Source organism: Mucilaginibacter polytrichastri, from assembly GCF_001911425.1.
GTDB classification, from domain to species: Bacteria; Bacteroidota; Bacteroidia; order Sphingobacteriales; family Sphingobacteriaceae; genus Mucilaginibacter; species Mucilaginibacter polytrichastri.
This window is the reverse complement of record NZ_MPPL01000001.1, coordinates 4,478,708-4,499,915: the sequence shown is the minus strand read 5'-3', so window position 1 is coordinate 4,499,915 and position 21,208 is coordinate 4,478,708. Positions and strand designations below refer to the sequence as shown.

General features: G+C 43.2%; 16 protein-coding genes. 8 read left to right on the top strand and 8 right to left on the bottom strand.

The genetic code is table 11. The annotated features are described in order from the left end of the window. The first annotated feature begins 3 nt into the window (after nt 1–3). Genes RG47T_RS19300 through RG47T_RS19285 form a run of 4 tightly spaced genes read left to right on the top strand, consistent with a single transcriptional unit; the run spans nt 4 to nt 5,743 of the window. Nucleotides 4–3,135 carry an efflux RND transporter permease subunit gene (locus RG47T_RS19300; protein WP_074491087.1) on the top strand — a complete coding sequence of 1,044 codons (3,132 nt, stop codon included), beginning with the start codon at nt 4–6 and terminating at the stop codon, nt 3,133–3,135. A gap of 5 nt (nt 3,136–3,140) precedes the next feature. After that, a complete protein-coding gene (locus RG47T_RS19295) occupies nt 3,141–4,460 on the top strand; it encodes a TolC family protein (RefSeq protein ID WP_074491086.1) in 1,320 nt (439 codons plus the stop codon). Between the two features lie 54 nt (nt 4,461–4,514). Continuing rightward, nucleotides 4,515–4,898 carry a response regulator gene (locus RG47T_RS19290; RefSeq protein ID WP_074491085.1) on the top strand — a complete coding sequence of 128 codons (384 nt, stop codon included), beginning with the start codon at nt 4,515–4,517 and terminating at the stop codon, nt 4,896–4,898. Next, entirely contained in the window at nt 4,895–5,743 is an 849-nt protein-coding gene (locus RG47T_RS19285) for an N-acetylglucosamine kinase (protein ID WP_074491084.1), read from the top strand. The genes RG47T_RS19290 and RG47T_RS19285 overlap by 4 nt, the downstream gene beginning before the upstream one ends. Here RG47T_RS19285 and lnt read toward each other — a convergent pair. Next, the gene (lnt, locus tag RG47T_RS19280; protein ID WP_074491083.1) at nt 5,740–7,365 is read right to left on the bottom strand and encodes an apolipoprotein N-acyltransferase; all 1,626 of its coding nucleotides are present in this window, start codon (nt 7,363–7,365) and stop codon (nt 5,740–5,742) included. The two genes, RG47T_RS19285 and lnt, sit on opposite strands and share 4 nt — an antisense overlap. A 58-nt stretch (nt 7,366–7,423) precedes the next feature. Between lnt and vapB the strand changes: the two genes are divergently transcribed. Both vapB and RG47T_RS27110 read left to right on the top strand, forming a co-directional pair. Further along, nucleotides 7,424–7,627 carry a type II toxin-antitoxin system VapB family antitoxin gene (vapB, locus tag RG47T_RS19275; protein WP_074491082.1) on the top strand — a complete coding sequence of 68 codons (204 nt, stop codon included), beginning with the start codon at nt 7,424–7,426 and terminating at the stop codon, nt 7,625–7,627. Nucleotides 7,628–7,723: 96 nt separating this feature from the next. Then, nucleotides 7,724–8,011 carry a type II toxin-antitoxin system VapC family toxin gene (locus RG47T_RS27110; RefSeq protein ID WP_083627460.1) on the top strand — a complete coding sequence of 96 codons (288 nt, stop codon included), beginning with the start codon at nt 7,724–7,726 and terminating at the stop codon, nt 8,009–8,011. A 4-nt stretch (nt 8,012–8,015) separates the two neighbouring features. On the opposite strand, the gene rsmI is transcribed toward RG47T_RS27110, so the two are convergent. Further along, entirely contained in the window at nt 8,016–8,690 is a 675-nt protein-coding gene (gene rsmI, locus RG47T_RS19265) for a 16S rRNA (cytidine(1402)-2'-O)-methyltransferase (protein ID WP_074491081.1), read from the bottom strand. Between the two features lie 146 nt (nt 8,691–8,836). On the opposite strand from rsmI, the gene serS reads away from it, so the two are divergent. Then, entirely contained in the window at nt 8,837–10,108 is a 1,272-nt protein-coding gene (gene serS / locus RG47T_RS19260) for a serine--tRNA ligase (RefSeq protein ID WP_074491080.1), read from the top strand. An 89-nt stretch (nt 10,109–10,197) separates the two neighbouring features. Here serS and RG47T_RS19255 read toward each other — a convergent pair whose 3' ends face one another. Further along, nucleotides 10,198–10,614, bottom strand: a complete 417-nt coding sequence (locus tag RG47T_RS19255; protein WP_074491079.1) for a hypothetical protein — start codon at nt 10,612–10,614, stop codon at nt 10,198–10,200. A 502-nt stretch (nt 10,615–11,116) separates the two neighbouring features. Between RG47T_RS19255 and RG47T_RS19250 the strand changes: the two genes are divergently transcribed. Then, complete coding sequence (locus RG47T_RS19250; RefSeq protein ID WP_074491078.1) at nt 11,117–12,808, top strand: ArnT family glycosyltransferase; 1,692 nt, start codon at nt 11,117–11,119, stop codon at nt 12,806–12,808. A gap of 351 nt (nt 12,809–13,159) precedes the next feature. On the opposite strand, the gene RG47T_RS19245 is transcribed toward RG47T_RS19250, so the two are convergent. The 5 genes from RG47T_RS19245 to ileS all read right to left on the bottom strand — a co-directional run bounded on the left by RG47T_RS19245 (nt 13,160) and on the right by ileS (nt 21,188). Next, on the bottom strand, nt 13,160–13,855 hold the full coding sequence (locus RG47T_RS19245) for an SIMPL domain-containing protein (RefSeq protein ID WP_074491077.1): 696 nt from the start codon (nt 13,853–13,855) through the stop codon (nt 13,160–13,162). Nucleotides 13,856–14,445: 590 nt separating this feature from the next. Next, the gene (locus RG47T_RS19240; protein WP_074491076.1) at nt 14,446–16,596 is read right to left on the bottom strand and encodes a S9 family peptidase; all 2,151 of its coding nucleotides are present in this window, start codon (nt 16,594–16,596) and stop codon (nt 14,446–14,448) included. A gap of 205 nt (nt 16,597–16,801) precedes the next feature. Continuing rightward, on the bottom strand, nt 16,802–17,407 hold the full coding sequence (locus tag RG47T_RS19235) for a lipoprotein signal peptidase (RefSeq protein ID WP_074491075.1): 606 nt from the start codon (nt 17,405–17,407) through the stop codon (nt 16,802–16,804). 2 nt (nt 17,408–17,409) lie between these two features. Beyond that, nucleotides 17,410–17,796, bottom strand: a complete 387-nt coding sequence (locus RG47T_RS19230; protein ID WP_074491074.1) for a TraR/DksA family transcriptional regulator — start codon at nt 17,794–17,796, stop codon at nt 17,410–17,412. Continuing rightward, nucleotides 17,796–21,188 carry an isoleucine--tRNA ligase gene (gene ileS, locus RG47T_RS19225; protein WP_074491073.1) on the bottom strand — a complete coding sequence of 1,131 codons (3,393 nt, stop codon included), beginning with the start codon at nt 21,186–21,188 and terminating at the stop codon, nt 17,796–17,798. Before ileS ends, RG47T_RS19230 begins: the two co-directional genes overlap by 1 nt. Between the last annotated feature and the right edge of the window lie 20 nt (nt 21,189–21,208).

Genomic DNA, 21,208 nt, shown 5'->3' with positions numbered 1-21,208 from the left:
AGTATGAGTTTATCCTCAACCAGTATAAAGCGGCCGGTATTGGCAACAGTGCTCTCTGTAGTTATTGTTGTGTTTGGTATCATCGGCTACAAGTTTTTAGGGACGCGGGATTTTCCCTCGGTCGATCCGCCTATTATTACCGTGAGCACCAGTTACTCGGGCGCCAATGCCGAGGTAATTGAGTCGCAGATTACCGAACCTTTAGAGAAAGCTATTAATGGAGTACAGGGTATCCGTAATATCTCGTCAACCAGTTCGGTTGGTTCGAGCAATATTACGGTAGAGTTTACCCTCGATGCCGATCTGGAAACTGCGGCTAATGACGTGCGCGATAAGGTTTCGCAGGCACAGCGCCAGCTACCGCAGGATATTGATGCCCCGCCGGTAGTTACCAAGGCCGATGCCAACTCTGATAATATTATTACCCTTACTGTAAGCAGCAACACCCGTAACATTACCCAGGTTGATGATTATGCCGAAAACGTTTTGCAGGAAGGCTTGCAAACCATCCCCGGTGTAAGTTCTATTAACATACAAGGGCAAAGGCAATATGCTATGCGCTTGTGGATTGATCCTGCTAAGCTATCATCATACGGGCTGGCTGCTACCGATGTACGCGATGCCTTGAATAACGAGAACGTGGAGCTGCCTGCCGGTAAAATAGAAGGCAATAATACCGAACTTACCATCCGTGCATTGGGTAAGCTCTCAACCGAAAAAGAATTTAACAACCTCATTATCCGTGCCGATAGTAACCGGGTTATCCACCTGCGCGATATCGGTTACGCCGTAATGGGTTCGGCCAATGAAGAAACCGCGCTGAAAGAGTCGGGCATCCCCGAGGTTGGTTTGGCCATTGTGCCGCAGCCGGGTGCCAACTATGTACAAATTGCTAAAGATTTTTATAAACGCCTGGAGCAGATCAAAAAAGACCTCCCGCCTGATATCAGTGTTAAAGTAGCCCTGGATAATACCAAGTTCATTACCCAGTCTATCGATGAGGTGGAAGAAACCCTGGTGATCTCGTTTATCCTCGTGGTAATCATTATCTACCTCTTCTTCCGCGACTGGCTGATCGCTTTCCGCCCGCTGATAGATATCCCGGTATCGTTAATCGGTACCTTTTTTATCATGTACATCTTCGATTTCTCTATCAATATATTAACCCTGCTGGGTATTGTACTGGCCACGGGTTTAGTGGTTGATGATGGTATTGTGGTAACAGAGAATATCTACAAAAAGGTAGAAGAAGGTATGCCTATTCGTAAGGCGGCGTTCGAGGGTTCGGCAGAGATCTTCTTTGCGGTAATTTCTACCTCGGTTACGCTGGCAGCGGTATTTTTACCCATTGTGTTTTTAGAAGGTTTTACGGGCCGTTTATTCCGCGAGTTTGCAATTGTGGTAGCTGGGTCGGTATTGATCTCGGCATTTGTGTCGCTGTCGTTAACGCCGATGCTTAACGTAAAGCTGATTCGTAAAAATCAGAAGAAATCAAACTTCTACCTGCGTACCGAGCCCTTCTTCCAGAAGATGACCAATGCGTATACCGAAACGCTCATTACTTTTATGAAGCGCCGCTGGGTATCCATCGTCATCATCGTCATTTCTATGGGGCTTATCGGGATCTTGGTAAAAACTACCAAATCTGAGTTAGCTCCGTTGGATGACCGCAGCTTATTACGTTTTACGGTAACAGGTTCTGAAGGTGCCAGCTACGAGTTTATGACCCGCTACATGAACAAGGTTTCGCAACTGGTAGAAGACTCTATCCCCGAAGCCAACGTAAACATCTCGGTAATTTCGCCGGGTAGTGGTGGTGGCGGTTCGGCCAACTCGGGCTTTGGCCGTATTGGCTTGGTAGCACCCGATAAAAGGACACGCAGCCAGCAGCAAATTGCCGACTGGTTATCTAAAAAACTAAGCAAATTCCCAGATGCACGTGCATTGGTAATTCAGGAACAAACTATAAGCGGTGGTGGTAGCGGCTCGCGTACCTCATTGCCGGTGCAGTTTGTAATACAGAACCAGGATTTTGAAAAGATAAGAAAAGCCCTGCCTACCTTCTTCGCCGAAGTATCTAAAGATCCTGTTTTTGCCGGTACAGACGTGAACCTGAAATTTACCAAGCCCGAAATAACAGTGGTTACTGACCGCGACCGTGCACGCGACCTGGGTGTGAACGTAAATGATATTGCCACCACCCTGCAACTTTATTATAGTGCAGGCCGGATCAATTACTTTTTATTAAGCGGCAAGCAATACCAGGTAATTGCCCAGGTAGACCGCGCCAACCGCGATGCACCTTTGGATTTGAAATCTATTTACGTGCGCAACAGCCGAGGCAAATTAATACAGCTGGATAACGTGGTGCATGTATCAGAAGATGCCACGCCGCCATCCATTTATCACTTTAACCGTTACAAATCTGCTACCGTACAAGCAGGCCTGGCCCCGGGCTATACCGTAGGCGATGGTATTGCCGAAATGCAGAAGATCGCTAATCAAACCTTTGATTCTTCGTTCAGTACTGCGTTGAGTGGGCCGTCTCGCGATTATGCCGAGAGTTCATCAAATATCCTGTTTGCCTTCGGCTTTGCATTGTTGCTTATTTACCTGGTATTAGCTGCACAGTTCGAAAGTTTTATAGATCCGTTTATTGTGATGTTTACCGTGCCGCTGGCTATTGCCGGGGCCTTTATATCGTTATGGCTGTTTGATCAAACACTGAATATATTTAGCGAGATCGGGATGATAACCCTGGTAGGTTTGGTAACCAAAAACGGGATTCTTATCGTAGAGTTTGCCAACCAGCGGATGGAGCACGGCCTTAACAAATACGAAGCCGTTGTTGAAGCCGCCACTGCACGTTTACGACCTATATTAATGACCAGTTTGGCCGTAGTACTGGGCTCGGTACCTATTGCTTTCGCTTTGGGTGCGGGTGCCAAAAGCAGGGTATCGCTGGGTATTGTTATTATGGGCGGCATGCTGTTTTCGCTGATCCTTACCCTTTATATTATCCCGGTAATGTATATGATGTTTGGCTCGAAGGTGCGCCACAACCCCGATGAAGAACCGCCGGAAGCAGAGCAGCCCGCAGCACATGTTGAACCTAAGTTGATTGAAAATTTATAAGCAGTATGAAAATAAGACTCCCCTTTTGCCTTATTGTTGCCTGCCTTATTTTAACAGGCACTTTGCACGCGCAAGATGCCCAACTGCTGACCATCAAGGATGCAGTAGAAATAGCGCTGAAGAATAATTACAACATCAAGCTCTCGCAAAATAATGCGGCCATTGCCAAAAATAATGTAACACCCGGCGCGGCAGGGATGCTGCCTAAAGTAACCGGGCAGTTTACATCGAGCAATAGTATCCAAAACACCACGCAAACCCGGTCTGATAATACGGTTAACGTAATTAATAATGCCAACAACACAGGTACCAACTACGGCGCCAACCTTAACTGGACCATTTTTGATGGCTTTAACATGTTTGCCAGCTACAAAGGTTTAAAAGAGCGGAATGCCTTAGGACAGGTTTTGCTGCGCGATACCGTGCAGGCCACTCTGGCTAATGTATTGGCCAGTTACTACGACCTGGTAAACCAAAATGAACTGCTTAATTCATTAAAAGGTGCGATGGCAATTTCACACTTACAGCTGCGCTATGCCAATGATAAGTTTAAGGTAGGCCGGGTATCTAAATTGGATGTATTAAATGCCGAGGTTAATTACAATACCGATACTGCCAGTTACATTACTCAGCGCCAGCAATACAAAACCAGCCAGATCAGGCTAAACCAGATTCTGATCCGCGATTTGCAGACTGATTTTAAAGTTGCCGATACCATAGTAGTTGACCAGAAACTGGTACTTGGCGATATTTTAAACCAGGCACAGGGGCAAAACCCGGCCATATTGGCCTCGCAAATTAACCAGCGCCTGGCCGAAATTAGTTTTAAGCAAATACAATCAACCCGGTATCCGCAGGTAAATGTTAACAGCGGCTATACGGTGAGTAACAATAAAACGCCTGCCGGTTTTGCACAGGTACAAAAAACAAACGGGATAAGCTATGGCCTTACAGCCACCATTAATATTTTTGATGGCTTTAACCAATGGCGGCGGGAGCGCAACGCCAAACTACAGATGAATAATGCCGGTATTAACTACGATCAAACCAAACTGAGCATTAATTCGCAGGTAAGTACACTTTATGTAGGCTACTTAACCGGCCTCGATTTAATTAAGCTGGGGCAGAGTAACGTTACTATTGCCAAGCGTAACCTGGATATTTCGCTGGAAAAATATAAGATCGGTAACATCACGCCATTAGAGATCAGGGAAGCGCAAAGGAACTATCTGGATGCGCAGGCTAAGTTTTTTTCGGCTCAGTACCAGTCAAAAATTGCAGAAATTACACTAAAGCAAATAACGGCCACAGTAGATATACAGTAAGTTTAATTAAAAAATAGATTATTAATATTAAAAATAACTATTTTTGGATTTACCATGTCCGTGACCTATAAAAGATGTTTATTAATCGACGATAATTATATCGACAATTTTGTTACCCGCCGAATTTTGGAAAGTAGCAATTTTGCCGAAGAAATTGCCGTGCGCCAGTCTGCCAATGAAGCTATAAGCGCATTGAAAGACGGCTCTGTGAAACCGGATGTAATTTTCCTGGATTTGCGCATGCCTTTAATGAATGGCTTTGAATTTTTAAACGAGTTTGACAAAATCGAATTTGAAGGCAAGGAGCATATTAAAATTTTCCTGCTTTCATCATCGCTCGATCCTAATGATGTAAAGCGCACTACAGACAATAAGTATGTGGTACAATTTATTCACAAACCTCTTACCCATAAAACACTGGAAGAACTCGGTTCATGATCTTAGTTGCAGATAGCGGTTCGTCAAAAACAGATTGGTTACTGTCTATTCCCGGCCAGGAACCCATTGCATTCAGGTCGAGCGGATTAAACCCATACTTTTTAACAGAAAAGCAGATTGTAAAAATACTGCAGGATCAGGTTGCTGATCTTATAGGTTACAGTCAATCCATACAGGAAATTTATTTCTTTGGCGCGGGCTGCTCCAGTCCAGATAGGCACGAGATTGTTTCTAATGCCCTTAGTCAGTTATTTAACAAAGCCTATATCTGTGTAGATAGCGACCTTTTAGGCTCGGCTTATGCCACCTGTGGCCACGACAAAGGCTTGTGCTGCGTGCTAGGTACAGGCTCAAATATTTCGTTTTTTGATGGCGAAGAAATTCATGCCGGTAAACATGGCTTAGGTTTTGTTTTGGGCGATGAAGGTTCGGGTACTTGGTTTGGTAAATCATTGGTTACCGATTATCTGTACGGTAAAATGCCGGCCGAGATTTGTGCGCAGTTTAAAAAAGAATATAACCTGGACAAGGATATCGTGATGACGCATGTTTACATGAAATCTAACGCGAACATCTACCTGGCCTCATTTACCAAATTTATGGGGCATATTAAGGATACGGAATATGCCAAAGCAATGGTTACTAAAGGCCTTAATGAATTTATAGAAACCAACATTAAATCGTACCCCGAATATCATAAATACAAAAGCCATTTTGTAGGCTCTATTGCCAATGTTTTTGCAGATGAATTAATAAGCCTTTGCGCCGCGCAAAATATCGAAGTAGGCAAGATCATTAAACATCCTATTAATGATCTGTTGCAATTTATTTTAAGCCGCAATTAAGCGGCTATTTCTTTTTTACGGGGCGTATATTTTATGCGTACCAAAATCCAGATCATTCCCAGTAAAGCGAAGAAAGTGCCGATTTTGGCTAAATAATCGCCGTGTTTGGTGTAGAAGGTGAGATCGGAGTTAAGGTTAATATCGTCCTTAATAGCTGTGCGTACCCACCAGCCGGTATGTTTTACAACGTCTCCACGCTGATTGATAAATGCCGAAATGCCAGTATTAGCCGACCGGCATACCCACCTGCGGTTTTCAATGGCGCGCAGTTTGGCATAATCAAGGTGCTGGTCTTTACCTGATGTATTTTCCCACCAGCCATCGTTGGTTATAATGGCAATAAATTGTGCCCCTTTTAAAACAGCCTTGCCAACGTATTCGCCCCAGATAGATTCATAACAGATCACAGGGTCGGCGCCTATGCCGCTTTGGGTGTAAAATACACCAGGCTCGGGCTGGCTGCCATAACTGCCCGCCGCACCGCCCAAATGCGCAAACACAGGCTTTAAGAATGACAGCGAAGCAAACGGAATACTTTCGGCACCCGGTACCAGTTTTGATTTATGGTAAAACTGCACATTGTCAGAATTTTCGATGTTGATAGCAGTATTAAACGAGTCGAAAAACTGGTTGCCATCCATGGGCCGGGCAGTTTCGGTTTGCTGGGTATTGTAGATCTTGTAAGTTTCGGCACCGGTAATTACATTGCCGTTTTTGTATTTATTTAAGAACGATTTGATCTGCTGATACGATCCATTAGTCTCTATATGATCCTCTGAGAAAGCATCTGGAATAGCAGTTTCCGGCCAGATGAAGTATTCGGTATTTTTCTGCGCCAGCGAATCAGACAAATGGGTTAATATGCCAATTTGTTGCCGAACAGGGATATTAAACTCCTTGGCGTAAGGATCGATATTTGGCTGCGCGATTACCACATTTGATGGATTTAGCAACTCGCGGTACGCATAATACCTGGTTAATGAAAAGCCAAGCGGTAATATTAAACCTGCAAAAAAAGCAATCACAATCTTTTTACGGTGAATGGCAGTTTGGGCCTCGCTCAGGCTCATGTAAAATAAGAAGATGAGAATATTGATGAGCCAGATCCATATAGTACCGCCATATACGCCGGTGTACTCATACCATTGCACCCATTGGTGGCTTACGGCAAAACCGTTGCCCAGCGTCATCCAAGGGAAGGCCAGCGGCCAGCTTTGGTGCAGGTATTCGTAGGCAATCCAAAAGCAAACTAAGCCTACTAAGCCCACAGTTCGGTTAGTAGCCACGCGTAATCTAAAGTATAGCCAGCAAGCCGATGCCATAAGCAGCGGCCCTAATGAATAAGGGATTAAACTAATAGGTATCGCAACAATTTCGCCCACCATTTTTACCGCGTTGTACACCCAGTAAATAGAAAGTACATTCCAGATAAAAAAGCCGACGAAGGTTACGGTGAAGATCTGCTTGCCTTTATTTTTATCGGCAGACCCAATAATGCTTTCCATAGCGAGCAGCATAGGCACCAAACCAACAAAAAGCAAAAAGGTAATGTATTGCGTAGGCGGCCAGGCTAACCAAAGCAGCAAGCCGGAAAATATGGCGAGTATAAGATTCTTTTTCATTAGTAAACTATTCGCTAAAATTATGCTTTTATTATAATGATTCGTAAATTAGATAACAATGAGCGATTTAGATTTATATAACAGCATCATCGCATTGCCCGAAAACCTAAAAGAAGAGGTATCAGACTTTGTGGAGTTTTTAAAGCAGAAAGCTGAAAAGAAAACTGTGAAGAAAGAACGTGTGTATGGGTATGCTAAAGGTGCTTTTATTATACCGCCTGACTTTGATGAACCCTTGGACGTTTTTAAAGACTACATGTAATGGATTATCTTTTAGATACCCATGCTTTGTTATGGTTTATTAATGGAGAAGGTTTGTCTGATAAAATTGTTTCCGAAATAAAAAATACTGATAATAATGTTTTTCTTAAGTATTGCAAGTATTTGGGAAATAGGAATAAAGTACAGTTTGGGAAAGTTAACAATACAAATCTCTTTTAATGATATAAAAGAGTTTCTGATAACAAGCAACGTTACTTTATTGCCAATTGAGTTTTCTCATATTCAGGAACTGTTAAAATTGTCCTTTAATCATAATGACCCATTTGATAGGATCATCATTGCACAAGGTATTAGCGAAAACTTAAATATTATTACCAAAGACAATAAATTTAAGCATTATCCTGTCAAAATAATGTGGGCCTAATAAACTATTCTTTACCCTTTACACAAATTACAAACTCCCCTTTAATGGGGTGGGTTTCATAATAAGCTTTTATTTCTTCAACCGTACCGCGTACGGTTTCTTCAAACATTTTGGTGAGCTCACGCGAAACGGAGATCTGGCGGTCGGCACCCCAGTAGGTAATCATTTCATCCAGCGATTTCATAAGCCTGTGCGGCGATTCGTAAAATATAATCGTACGCTCTTCTTCGGCTAAAACCTTGTAACGGGTTTGGCGGCCTTTTTTCAGTGGTAAAAAACCTTCAAAGCAAAAGCGGTCGGTAGGGAAGCCCGAGTTGATCAGCGCGGGTACAAAGGCCGTAGCGCCAGGCAGGCATTCTACAATAATTTCATTTTTGATTGCTTCGCGAACCAGGAAAAAACCAGGATCTGATATGGCGGGTGTACCTGCATCAGAGATCAGGGCCACATTTTTACCCTCTAACAAAAAGCGGACAATCTCGCCAGATGACTGGTGCTCGTTATGCTGATGATGTGAAAACACGCGTTTATCAATGCCTAAATGTTTTAGCAGCGGTGCAGAAGTGCGGGTATCTTCGGCCAAAATAATATCAGCCTCCTTTAATATGCGGATAGCGCGGAGCGTAATATCCTCCAGGTTGCCTATTGGCGTGGGCACTAAATATAGTTTACCGGTCATTGTTCAGTTATCGGTTATTAGTTGTCAGTTGTCGGTGTTTGTCTGATAGGATTAATGCATTTTATGGCAGAAGATATAAAATCTGACAACAGACAACCGAAAACAGACAACCGATTACATATCTTTGTTGTTCAAAAAATAAAATAATGCTGCAAGTTAGTTATATCCGCGATAACAGGGAACAGGTTTTAGAACGTTTGGCTGTAAAAAATTTCAAACAAACCGACCTGGTTGATGAAGTGATTAAATTAGATGATAACCGTCGCCAGGCTCAAAACCGTTTAGATAATGTTTCCGCCGAAGCTAACGCTGCAGCAAAACAGATTGGCGAATTGATGCGAAACGGCAAAAAGGAAGAAGCCGAAGCTGTAAAAGCTAAGTCTGGTAGCTGGAAAGAAGAAATTAAACAACTGGGCGAACAGCTGGCTTTAATAGAGACAGAATTACAGCAAAAAATTGTATTGCTGCCCAACCTGCCGCACAGCTCTGTACCCAAAGGCATAACACCCGAAGAGAACGAAGTAGTTTTAGAGCATGGTGCCATTCCCGAACTGCCCGAGAATGCCTTGCCGCACTGGGAGCTTGCCGCCAAATATAACCTGATTGATTTTGAACTGGGTGTTAAAATAACAGGTGCCGGTTTCCCGGTGTATAAAGGAAAGGGTGCCAAACTGCAACGTGCATTGATCGCTTTCTTTTTAGATGAAGCAGAAAAAGCTGGTTATGATGAGCGCATGCTGCCATTACTGGTTAATGAAGCATCTGGCTTTGGTACCGGCCAACTGCCCGATAAAGAGGGGCAGATGTATTATGTAGGTGTAGATAACCTGTACCTGATACCAACAGCCGAAGTACCGATCACCAACCTGTACCGCGATGTAATTTTAAAGGCCGATGAGCTGCCGGTTAAAAATTGTGGATATACGCCATGTTTCCGCCGCGAAGCGGGTTCATACGGTGCGCATGTACGCGGACTGAACCGTTTGCACCAGTTTGATAAGGTAGAGTTAGTACAGGTAGTAAACCCTGAGACATCATACCATACATTAGAAGAAATGAGCGCCCATGTGCAGAGCCTGTTGCAAAAACTGGGCTTGCCTTATCGTGTATTGCGGTTATGTGGTGGCGATATGAGCTTTACTGCTGCGCTAACTTATGACATGGAAACCTGGAGTGGCGCACAAAAGCGCTGGTTAGAAGTGTCATCAGTATCAAACTTCGAAACCTTTCAGGCTAACCGTTTGAAACTGCGTTTCCGTAATGCAGAGGGTAAAACACAATTAGCGCATACGCTAAATGGTAGTGCTTTGGCCTTGCCGCGTATAGTGGCTACCTTGTTAGAGAATAATCAAACGCCCGATGGTATTAAGATTCCGGAAGTATTGGTGCCTTATACCAAGTTTGAGTGGATTAACTAATAGAACCAATAAATAGCATAATGGAAAAGCTCCTTGTTATGGCAAGGAGCTTTTTTGTGGTTAAGTATTTTGTTGATCAGAACTAATGCTTACTGTACTGCTATGTTCAGCACTGCCGATTTAAACAGCATGCTAATACTCTCGGGCAAGGTGAAATTGCTGGTGTAGCTGTCTGTATAAGCAGGGGTAACGGTTTCGTGCAAAAAGTAATTGACGCCAAGTGCCGATAAAAGGCTGTCTGTTTTACGATCGGCTTGGGGTTTATAACAGCAAATTTTTGTTTTGTCGTAAAAAGAGTTGGCTCTAAGCCGTCTCAGTACTCTTTCAAAATCAGCACCCAGGTGCTCGTAATCAAAAACGATCAGATCAGGGTTCATATCATATATCACCGGGAAAATCTGGCTCGCATGGGTTACATGCTTTACTTCATTCTTGGTATTCAGCAGCGGCTTCGAAAAAATCTCCGGCGCAACCAATAGTATCTTCTTGGCTTTAATACGGATCATCGCAACAAACAAATTAGGAGTAGTAAAGGTAATGCGCAAAATTCAGTTTGTCAAGCATTTACCTTTTAAAAATTAAACATTTACTCAATGTGTAACTTATAATAATAAGTTATACTGGTAGTTAATTTATTGTTTGAATTTAGTAATTTTTTACCCCTTTGCCCGTAGGGCTGCATTAGCATGTACGGTAGGGTCGGTTACCGAAGTTTTCGCCGTATCGTGAGATGCACATCAGCAGCCTCCCTTGTTTGTATTGGTGGTATCCTGGCTGCCGCCTAAAGTGGCCGAATTGCGATTGCTATTGCACGCCGCTATGCTAAAACTAAGCACTGATGCAAGTGCTATAATTTTAATTTGCCCATCGCATTTCGTCATTAGATAAATATTGACTTAAGGTTTTGGTTAATGTTTTGTTAAGCCTAATCGTGTATACTGATTATTTACTTAATTTTGCGGCCGTACGCAGGTAACAGCATATTGCTGAGGCCGGTAAATTTGAAGCATGACTCATCAAAAAATTAATATTTCTGTTTATTTCTGGTTGTTTGCGGCGCTGTTTGTAGCTTATGTGTTTGGTTTATTTGTTCCGTTGATGGATGAAGACGCCTCGCATCATGCCAACATTGCTCTGCACATGTTTCAGCACCACGATTATGTGAACCTGGTTGATGACCTCGGTAAAGACTATCTAGATAAACCCCACTTGCATTTCTGGCTGGCGGCTTTATCATACAATATTTTCGGCGTAAGTGATTTTGCTTATAAATTTCCCTCTTTTTTGATGACCATTTTGGCGGTATACTCAACTTACCGCCTGGCCAAACTGCTTTATAACCACGAAACCGGCTTGCTTGCGGCTTTGATACTTGCTGCTGCCCAGGCCGAGTTTTTGGCCAATAACGATGTGCGGATGGATGCCCTGCTCATGAGCGGCATTGTGCTGGCTACCTGGCAACTGGTAGAGGCTGTTTATTTAAACAAATGGTATAATTACGTGCTGGCTGCTTTAGGCCTTGCCATAGGCTTTTGTACCAAAGGGATGATTGGTTTTGTGATGCCGTGTGTAGCCTTGTTTTTTCTGTTGATTTACCAGCGCAACTGGAAACGCATGTTCGACTGGCAATGGATTGTTGTACTGTTGCTTTGGGGCGTGTTTATTTCGCCTTGTGTGTACTGCTATTACCTGCAATATGATTTGCACCCCGAAAAGGTGGTGCGCGGGATGGACCATATATCGGGCGTTAAATTTATTATGTGGTCGCAAAATTTTGAACGGTTAGAAGGTAAAAAATGGGGTAAAGGCCATAAAGATTATTTCTTCTTTTTCCATACCGCGCTTTGGGCGTTTTTACCCTGGTGCCTGTTAACCTACTATGCGTTTTTTGATAGGGTATCGTACTTTATCAAAACCAAATTTGCCCCGGTTAAAAATATGGAATTGCTTACGGTAGGTACCACGGTGATTATTTTCGCCATTATTTCCTCATCGGGCTATCAATTGCCGCACTACTTAAATGTGTTATTCCCTATTTTTGCAGTATTAACAGCAGGTATGCTGGTACAAAAGGTAGAAGAGCAGAATACTACCGCTTTAAAGTATAGCCTTTACATCCAGTACTTTGTAATGGGTGCGGTGCTGTTTCTGCTGGTGCTGCTTAACCTTTGGTGCTTCCCGGTACAATCGTGGCTGGTAGCTATCGTATCGGTAGTACTACTGGGCATTATGGTTTATACAATCGCTAAACCATCTTTACCTTATAAAAAGATCGTTATTGTATCTACCCTATTGGCCTCGCTTACCAATGTATTGCTAAATGGCAATGTGTATATGCAATTGTTAAAAGATTACCAGGCGGGGGTTAGCTTAGGTAAAATAGCACGGGATAAAAATATACCGGATGGCAGTATTTACAATTATAATATCCATAGTTCTTCGTTCAATTTCCATTCCCAGCACCTTACGGGTACCATGAATGGCATCGACACGGTTAAGGCTTACGCAGATACCACTAAAAAGCAATTCTGGATTTATACTACAGAACAAGGCAAAGATCAGTTAGAACAGATGGGTTTAACCACAACCACTGCTTACGGGCACGATAATTACGGCATTACCCGTTTAACAGGTACTTTCCTGAACCCGAAAACCCGCCCGCAGGTGTTAGATAAGTATTATTTGCTGCGGATAAAGTAAATAAATCTTTAATATAATTGGTCACTCCAAGTGTAATGAGGAATCTTCTTCACCCTGTATGTTCGTATGCATATGGAAGAAGATTCTTCACTAGGTCCAGAATGACAAGATTTTTGTGACAAGTTTTTGTCACAAAAACAGCTTTTAAGTCATAAAAGTGGAACATAAAGATCAATCAAATAACGAATTCAATTAATTGATTATTAATTAGTTGTAGTTGGTATCAATAGAAAATAATAACTTTTAAGTCTGTAATATGGAACAGGTGGAACACATGGAACATTCCACTTTTTTGGCGTAAAAAAGCCCATCAGCATAAACCGATGGGCTTCCTTTTATACCTCAATTGTATTATTTTACAATCTCGAAAGTAACGTTCATCTGTGAACTTAACTTGATCTTTTTAACGTCTATATTATCCTGTGGTGCTGCATCGGCACTTTCGGCTTTCATCATCATCATATTGGCGCGGTAAACCGGTTGTGGATAAATGTCGTTTGATACTTCCTGAATATCCAGCGGGCTGCCGGTATGCTCCCCAATACTGGTTAGCAGGTAAGTGGCTTTCTCTTTAGCGGCCAAAAGAGCTTTGATCTTTAAATCTTTCTTCAACGACTCAATTTTTGAGTAATCATAGCTTTCTATGTTGGTACTCTGTATGCCTTTGGCATCAACCTCTGCCAGGATCTGGTTATAGGCATTCAGGTCGTGAAATTTGATGCGGTATTGTTTGCTGGCCAAAAAGTCGGGGTTCTTTTTCTTTTGTACCGTGTAGTTGTAAGACGACAGGTTATTGATCGTAAAGTCTTCCTTTTGTATACCGGCATCAGTAACGGCCTTTTGCAGCTGGCGTTCCAGTACGTCAATAGTAGTTTTATTTTTACCGTCCATGTATTCTTTCAGGGAAATGGATACGTAGATAATATCAGGGGTAACCTCCTGCTCGGCAGTTCCGGTTACCGCAATTTTGCGTCTAAGGTCAACAGTTTGTGCAAACGCAGCGAACGTAAATGTGGTTAAGGCTGCAATTAATAGTAATCGTTTCATTTGTAAAGTTCGTTTAAAGGTTATACGAGTTGAAGTTATAAAGTGTAACTCATCAACATCAATTATCATGTTAATGTTTGGACTGAGGGGAGAGGGAAAGGATTAATCACTTTGTCATTGCCAGTGCTTGAACCGTCATGCTGAACTTGTTTCAGCACCCCACATGCCAGGTGTACAGCTTTATTAACGTATACTTAGCATGTGGGATCCCGAAACAAGTTCACTGTTGTCCGGTAAAACTTAATCAGGTATCTGAAATATGCCTTTAAGCACTCAAAAAAGCCATTTTTCATTGTGTTTGTAAAAGTAAGGCCTATGCTTTTTGCTGAAGCTTTTTTGTTTTCGAAAACCGGCTGTCCGGTAAAAATTCGAGAATAATCGTTGGTTTCTTTCAATTAGACCCTTTATGGTTATGATATAGCCTTTTACGAAAACTTTTGTGGAAAATATTGCAGCTATTTCGATTCCGGCTGTCCGGTAAACTTTTTAAAGAAAACTTTTACCGGACAACAGTGAAACAAGTTCGGGATGACGGGCGGAGATGTTCAAAACAAAAATCCCCGCCTTGCGGGCGGGGATCATCAAATATTTTAGTGGGTAATGTATCGTTCAAAAAACTCATAGATCCTCAGCATCTGGTCTATGCGCTGGCGCACGTTGCCAGATCGGCTCAGCTCATGCGTTCCTCCAGGGTGTTGTACGTACTCTACCGGGCGGTTTAAAACTTTAAGCGCCTTGTACATCATTTCGCCCTGAACAATACCGGTGCGCAGGTCGGTTTCGCCGTGCAGCATCAGGTACGGTGTGGTAATTTGGTTTACGTATGTAAACGGCGATTCGCGGGCCAGTATCGGGCGAATGTTTTCATCCCATGGGTAGCCGCCGAAATACATCGGTACCAGTTGCCATGCATTGCCTTCACCAAAAAATGTAGTGAGGTCATACACGCCGCGTTGCGATGATATGGCCGAAAAGCGTTTGGTATGGCCTGCAAGCCATGCCGTTAAATAACCGGCGTACGAGCCTCCTGTGGCTACCGTGCGGTCTTTATCGCCCCAGCCCTCGGCTAATGTGCCATCAAGTGCAGCCAGTACATCTTCTGTTGGGCCGGTACCCCAGTCTTTGTAATTACCTTTTAAAAAGTCGATACCGTAACCTCCTGAACCACGCGGGTTAGAATAGACTACGCCATAACCCTGTGCGCAGAAAAACTGGTATTCGTGCCACATGCTGCTTTCGCCCGGCCCCCACATGGCGCTTGGCCCGCCGTGGATCTGCAGCATTACCGGGTATTTTTTATTCGGATCGAAGTTGGTGGGTTTCATTACCCAGTACTCTACCTTCATGCCCTTGCTGTTGGTATAATATTTTTTTTCGGGGAAGCTGAGTTTCTTATCCTTTATCCATTCGTAGTTAAATGAGGTAATCCGTTTGGCCGATTTATTATTCAGGTCGGCAGTGTAAAGCTCATAAGGGTTTGCTACTTCTGTTTTTACATAAACCATTTGGGTTTTGCTTACATCAAGGCTGCTTAATCCTTCGTCAAACGTGCTGATCTGCTCGGGCTTTAAAGTAGCCATGCTTACCTTGAAAATAGGGATACCGCCGTTAGATTGTGCCGTGTAATAAAGCACTTTACTGTCTTTCGACCATGCAAAACCTGTAATGCTGCGATCAACCGGGATGGTTATCTTTTTTCCCGGGTTCTCAAAATCATAAATAGCCAGCTCGGGGATATTGATCTGCATTTCTTTACCAATTTGGTAAACCAGGTAACGGCCCGATGGAGAAATAGAGCTATTGCTGATATCTAAACCCGCCTCACTGATTAAAGGCTTTAATGGGCCGCCGGTAACAGGCATTTTATATATTGCCGACAAACGGCTGCGATCGGGATTTAGCAGGGTATCTAAGTTGGCTGTTAGGATAATGTTTTTACCATCGGGGGTAAATATGGCCCCGCCATAACTATTGAAACCAAGTGTAAGCGGTTTTTCCTTAGCACCTGCTTTGGCATCGATGATCATGTAGTGATTAAAGCCAAAGTCGGGGTCGGTGGCGGCTTCACCTTCAAAGTCTAGCTTGTTAAATACTTTTACTTTGTTGTCAACCTCGTCCTGCGTTAAATAGGCACGAACCTCATCTATATTGCCATTGGCGTTTTGCTTTGCTTTTGAAATGGCCAGGTTAGTTTTAAAACCCGGTTTTTCCACGCTCCAGTAAGGTACTTTTAAGCCGGGGTTTAAGATCGAATCCTTAAGCATCTCTGGGTAGGAGAGGTTAACAGAATACATGATCTTGCTGCCATCCGGCGACCATTGCGGTAAGCTGGCACCGTGGCTGTCATTTGTTAACTGCACAGGTTCGCCGCCGTTAAGGGGCATTAAAAATATTTGTGTTTTGCCCTTAATTACCCGGGTAAATGCAAGCTTGCTATCATCCGGCGACCAGGTTGGCTGCCCGCTGCTGGTAGCTATAGCTGTAATGGCTCTTGCTTCGGCACTGCCATCGGCAGGCACCAGCCAAATCTGATTACGGTAAGCATATTCTGCTTTATTGGTTTCATCCGGAACGATAGACGTGACCCGGAAAGCAATTTGTTTACCATTGTGCGAAAAAGAAACACTGTTTAATTGCTTAATCTTAGCCATGTCGGTAACGGTAATGGCCTGTTTGCCCTGCTGGGCTTTTAAGCTAAATAAACTACCGCTAAGTAATAAAAGGAATAAGGTTTTTTTCATGCTGAGGGATTGAAGCTTAAAGATAAGTAGAATGTGCAGATGTGCAAGTGTGCAGATGATTTGAAATAATGTGCAGATGCGTGAATGTGCACATGTGCAAATGAAAAACAGCCAACAAAAAAGCCGCTTCGTTTACGAGGCGGCTCAAATATTCTATAAGTCTATCTGCATATCTGCACATTCACGCATCTGCACATCAAAAAGATTATTCTTCAACAACTTCGCTGTGCGGGCTGCTTACTTCAATTTCCTGGTGTTTAAAATAACGCTTTTGGTAAATCAGTATCATAATTACACCTACAGAGATGGCAGAATCGGCCACGTTGAATATCGGGCGAAAAAACTCAAAATCCTGACCGGCCCAGATTGGCACCCATGAAGGGAATACGCCACGGATGATGGGGAAATAAAACATATCAACCACGCGGCCCTGAAATACCGGCGCATAGCCGTATAGCATACCATAAACCGTAGAATCGATAATGTTACCAACAGCACCAGCAAAAATAAGTGCCATGTTCATGATTAATCCGCGGTGATATTTGTTTTTGATAAGGTATACCAGGCCGTAACCAATACCCACAACAGCACCAATACGAAACAGGGTAAGCGCAAGCTTGCCCAACTGGCCGCCAAGCTCCCAGCCAAAGGCCATTCCATTATTTTCGGTGTATAAAAGCATACCCCGGCTGCCCAAAAATTCTATACGTTCGCCAAGGTACATGTGGGAGTGAACCCACACTTTAACAACCTGGTCTACCAGAATAATGAGCAGTGCAGTAAAAAAAGGTTTGGTATAAACTGCCTTCATTCCTATTGCTTCAATTTTGCTTCCATACTTAAGGTAGTATGTGGCACAGCGCGCAAACGCTCTTTTTGTATTAATTTACCGGTTTCGCGACAAATGCCGTAAGTTTTGTTCTCTATACGTACCAAAGCTGCTTCCAGCTGGTCAATAAATTTTTTCTGACGGGCAGCCAACTGGTTGATAGATTCTTTCTCCAACGTGGCCGATCCGTCTTCTAATGTTTTATAAGTACCCGCAGTATCATCTGTACCGTTTAAGTTAGGGTTGCTTAATGATGATGCCAGTGCATTTAATTCTTCACGGGCACCGCGTACTTTATCTAAAAGTAGTGATTTAAATTCCTGTAATTCTGAGTCAGAATATCTGGTTTTTACTGGTTGTTCTGGTTTCATTATATTTTACTTATAGCAATCATTATTTCAACATCGTCAATAACTACAGTTTCGGCATTGGTTAAGTTGCTGTCAAACTGTACGTTATCGGCTAAAATTTCGGCGCAAATATATGACAAATTGTTTTTAACCGCTCCGCTGATCAACGGATGCTCTATGAGGCGGACGTTTATCTTGTCAGTAACTTCAAAATCTTTGCTCTTACGCAGGTTCTGTATACGATTTATCAGTTCCCTTGATATGCCTTCTTGTTTTAGCTCGTCGGTAATGGTAACATCTAAAGCAACAGTTAGTTTTCCTAAACTTGCAACTTGCCATCCCGGTACGTCTTCGGCAGATATCTCTACTTCTGATACCAATATAGTGTATTTACCGTCAAGTATTGCAATCTCACCCTCATTTTCCAATAAAGCAATGGCATCGGCATCTAAAGCGTTGATCGCGTCGCCTACCGGCTTCATATCCTTGCCTACTTTTTTGCCCAGGGCTTTAAAGTTTGGTTTAATCTTTTTCTTGATAAAGCCAGCGGTATCTGTAATATACTCGATGCCTTTAATGTTGGTTTCGGTTAGTATCAGCTCTTTTACGGCATCAACCTGGTGCTGAAATTTGGCATCCAATACCGGTAGTAAAATCTTACTCAGTGGTTGGCGAACATTAATGCCCACTTTTTTACGAAGCGATAATACCAGTGATGAGATATCCTGCGCCATTTGCATGCGTTGCTCCAGTTCGGCATCAACCAGATCTTTGCGGTAAGTCGGGAAATCTGCTAAGTGGACCGATTCGAACTGTTCTTTATCGGTTGTGCTGTTTAAATCGTTATACAAACGTTCTGCAAAAAATGGCGCAATTGGCGACATTAGTTTCGAGATGGTAATTAAACAGGTATACAAGGTTTGGTAAGCCGATAACTTATCGTTAGAGTTATCTGATTTCCAAAAACGGCGACGGCTTAAACGTACGTACCAGTTGCTCAGGTGTTCGTCTACAAACGACTGGATTGAACGGGCAGCTTTTGTCGGTTCGAAATCAGCATAAAATGCATCAACTTCCTGGGTTAAGGTATTTAATAGTGATATGATCCAGCGGTCAATCTCAGGGCGTTCTGCCAGTGCAATTTCGGCTTCGCTGTAATTGAAGTTATCGATATTGGCATAAAGCGAGAAGAAAGAGTAAGTGTTATACAGCGTACCGAAAAATTTACGGCGCACTTCATCAATACCTTCTACATTAAATTTCAGGTTGTCCCAGGGTGATGCATTGCTGATCATGTACCAGCGGGCAGCATCTGCACCATATTGATTAATGGTTTCGAACGGATCGACCCCATTGCCCAAACGTTTAGACATTTTGTTGCCGTTTTTATCCAGCACCAAACCGTTTGATACCACGTTTTTAAACGCAACACCCGGGTTGTTAACCAAAGCGTTAACGGCTTTAATTTCGGGGCTGCATTCGCTTAGCATTACAGCTATGGCGTGCAGGGTAAAAAACCAGCCACGGGTTTGATCCACACCTTCGGCAATAAAATCGGCAGGGTAGGCGTTGGCAAATGCTTCTTTGTTTTCGAAAGGAAAATGCCATTGCGCATAAGGCATAGCGCCCGAGTCGAACCAAACGTCGATCAGATCAGGCTCGCGGAACATTTTGTTACCGGTGGCCGAAACCAGGATCACATCATCCACAAAGGGGCGGTGCATATCATCCAGCTTAAAACCAGCAGGCATAAAGCCAGCTTCGATAGATTTCGCTATCTCGGCATTCAGTTCTTCTATCGAACCGATACATTTTTCGTCTGTGCCATTTTCCTCACGCCAGATCGGTAGCGGGGTACCCCAGTAGCGTGAACGCGAAAGATTCCAGTCAACCAGGTTTTCCAGCCAGTTACCAAAACGGCCGGTTCCGGTTGCTTCGGGTTTCCAGTTAATGGTTTTGTTAAGGGCAATTAGTTTATCCTTAACGGCAGTGGTTTTAATAAACCAGCTATCCAGCGGATAATATAAAATAGGCTCATCAGTACGCCACGAGTGTGGGTAACTGTGCTCGTATTTTTTAACGTCGAATGCTTTGTTATCTTCTTTCAGTTTGATAGAGATCAGCACGTCAGTCGGTTTAAAACCTTCAACGGCACGCTCTTCTGCGCTGTAGTATTCTTCTTTAACGTAACGGCCTGCATAGTCGGTAACCTCATCAACAAAACGGCCTTGTTTGTTCACAAGTGGGACTTCTTTGCCGTTTTCGTCTAGCACCATTACAGAGGGTACGTTATTTTCTTTACAGGCTCTAAAGTCATCCGCGCCAAAAACAGATGCGGTGTGTACAATACCTGTACCGTCTTCGGTAGTTACAAAGTCGGCCGGGATAACGCGGAAAGCATTTGCTTCCAAATCTGCATTGGTCACATAATCCATTAGCTGATGGTAGTGTAAACCAACCAGGTCTGCACCTTTAATTTCGGCTTTAACTACCCATGGAATCACTTTGTCGCCGCCTTTGTAATCTTCAAAAGATGCGTTTTCGCCTTCGGCCTTAAAGTATTTACTAACCAGTACTTTAGCCAACACTACGCTTACCGGTTGGTAGGTGTAAGGGTTAAAGGTGCTGATCTTTACATAATCAATTTTCTCACCAACAGCCAGGGCACAATTTGATGGCAGGGTCCACGGCGTGGTGGTCCATGCTAAAATTACAGTTTGCTCATCAGCGTTATCAAACAACACCGGCATTAAGGGGTGCTGCTGATCATTCTTTAAATAAAACTGGGCTACAATAGTGGTATCCTTCACCATTTTGTAAGTACCCGGCTGGTTCAACTCGTGCGAGCTAAGGCCGGTGCCAGATTTTGGTGAGTAGGGTTGCACGGTATAGCCTTTGTACAGATATCCTGCTTTATAAAATTCTTTCAGTATCCACCAAAGCGACTCGATGTATTCGTTTTTGTAGGTAATATACGGGTCTTCAAGATCAACCCAGTAACCCATTTTTTCGGTCAGGTCGTTCCATACGTCGGTAAACTTCATTACCTCTTTACGGCAGGCTTCGTTATAATCTTCGATAGATATCTTTTTGCCGATATCGTCTTTAGTAATGCCTAAAGTTTTTTCAACGCCAAGTTCAATCGGCAGGCCGTGGGTATCCCAACCGCCTTTACGCTTTACCTGGTAACCTTTAAGGGTTTTATAACGACAAAAAATATCTTTAATAGAGCGTGCCATAGCATGGTGAATGCCGGGCATACCATTAGCACTCGGTGGCCCTTCGTAAAAAGTGTAAGGGTTATCGGCCGGGCGGCTGCTGATACTTTTTTCAAATATGTTGTGCTCTTTCCAGAACTCCAGTACCTCTTTGCCTATTTGGGGTAAATTAAGTTGCTTATATTCCTTGTACATCAATGTGTTCGCCTCAATTT

Bases quoted from the DNA above. Each gene is read 5' to 3' on its own strand.
- RG47T_RS19300 (WP_074491087.1), top strand. From the start codon at position 4: ATGAGTTTATCCTCAACCAGTATAAAGCGGCCGGTATTGGCAACAGTG.
- RG47T_RS19295 (WP_074491086.1), top strand. From the start codon at position 3,141: ATGAAAATAAGACTCCCCTTTTGCCTTATTGTTGCCTGCCTTATTTTA.
- RG47T_RS19290 (WP_074491085.1), top strand. From the start codon at position 4,515: ATGTCCGTGACCTATAAAAGATGTTTATTAATCGACGATAATTATATC.
- RG47T_RS19285 (WP_074491084.1), top strand. From the start codon at position 4,895: ATGATCTTAGTTGCAGATAGCGGTTCGTCAAAAACAGATTGGTTACTG.
- lnt (WP_074491083.1), bottom strand. From the start codon at position 7,365: ATGAAAAAGAATCTTATACTCGCCATATTTTCCGGCTTGCTGCTTTGG.
- vapB (WP_074491082.1), top strand. From the start codon at position 7,424: ATGAGCGATTTAGATTTATATAACAGCATCATCGCATTGCCCGAAAAC.
- RG47T_RS27110 (WP_083627460.1), top strand. From the start codon at position 7,724: ATGTTTTTCTTAAGTATTGCAAGTATTTGGGAAATAGGAATAAAGTAC.
- rsmI (WP_074491081.1), bottom strand. From the start codon at position 8,690: ATGACCGGTAAACTATATTTAGTGCCCACGCCAATAGGCAACCTGGAG.
- serS (WP_074491080.1), top strand. From the start codon at position 8,837: ATGCTGCAAGTTAGTTATATCCGCGATAACAGGGAACAGGTTTTAGAA.
- RG47T_RS19255 (WP_074491079.1), bottom strand. From the start codon at position 10,614: ATGATCCGTATTAAAGCCAAGAAGATACTATTGGTTGCGCCGGAGATT.
- RG47T_RS19250 (WP_074491078.1), top strand. From the start codon at position 11,117: ATGACTCATCAAAAAATTAATATTTCTGTTTATTTCTGGTTGTTTGCG.
- RG47T_RS19245 (WP_074491077.1), bottom strand. From the start codon at position 13,855: ATGAAACGATTACTATTAATTGCAGCCTTAACCACATTTACGTTCGCT.
- RG47T_RS19240 (WP_074491076.1), bottom strand. From the start codon at position 16,596: ATGAAAAAAACCTTATTCCTTTTATTACTTAGCGGTAGTTTATTTAGC.
- RG47T_RS19235 (WP_074491075.1), bottom strand. From the start codon at position 17,407: ATGAAGGCAGTTTATACCAAACCTTTTTTTACTGCACTGCTCATTATT.
- RG47T_RS19230 (WP_074491074.1), bottom strand. From the start codon at position 17,796: ATGAAACCAGAACAACCAGTAAAAACCAGATATTCTGACTCAGAATTA.
- ileS (WP_074491073.1), bottom strand. From the start codon at position 21,188: ATGTACAAGGAATATAAGCAACTTAATTTACCCCAAATAGGCAAAGAG.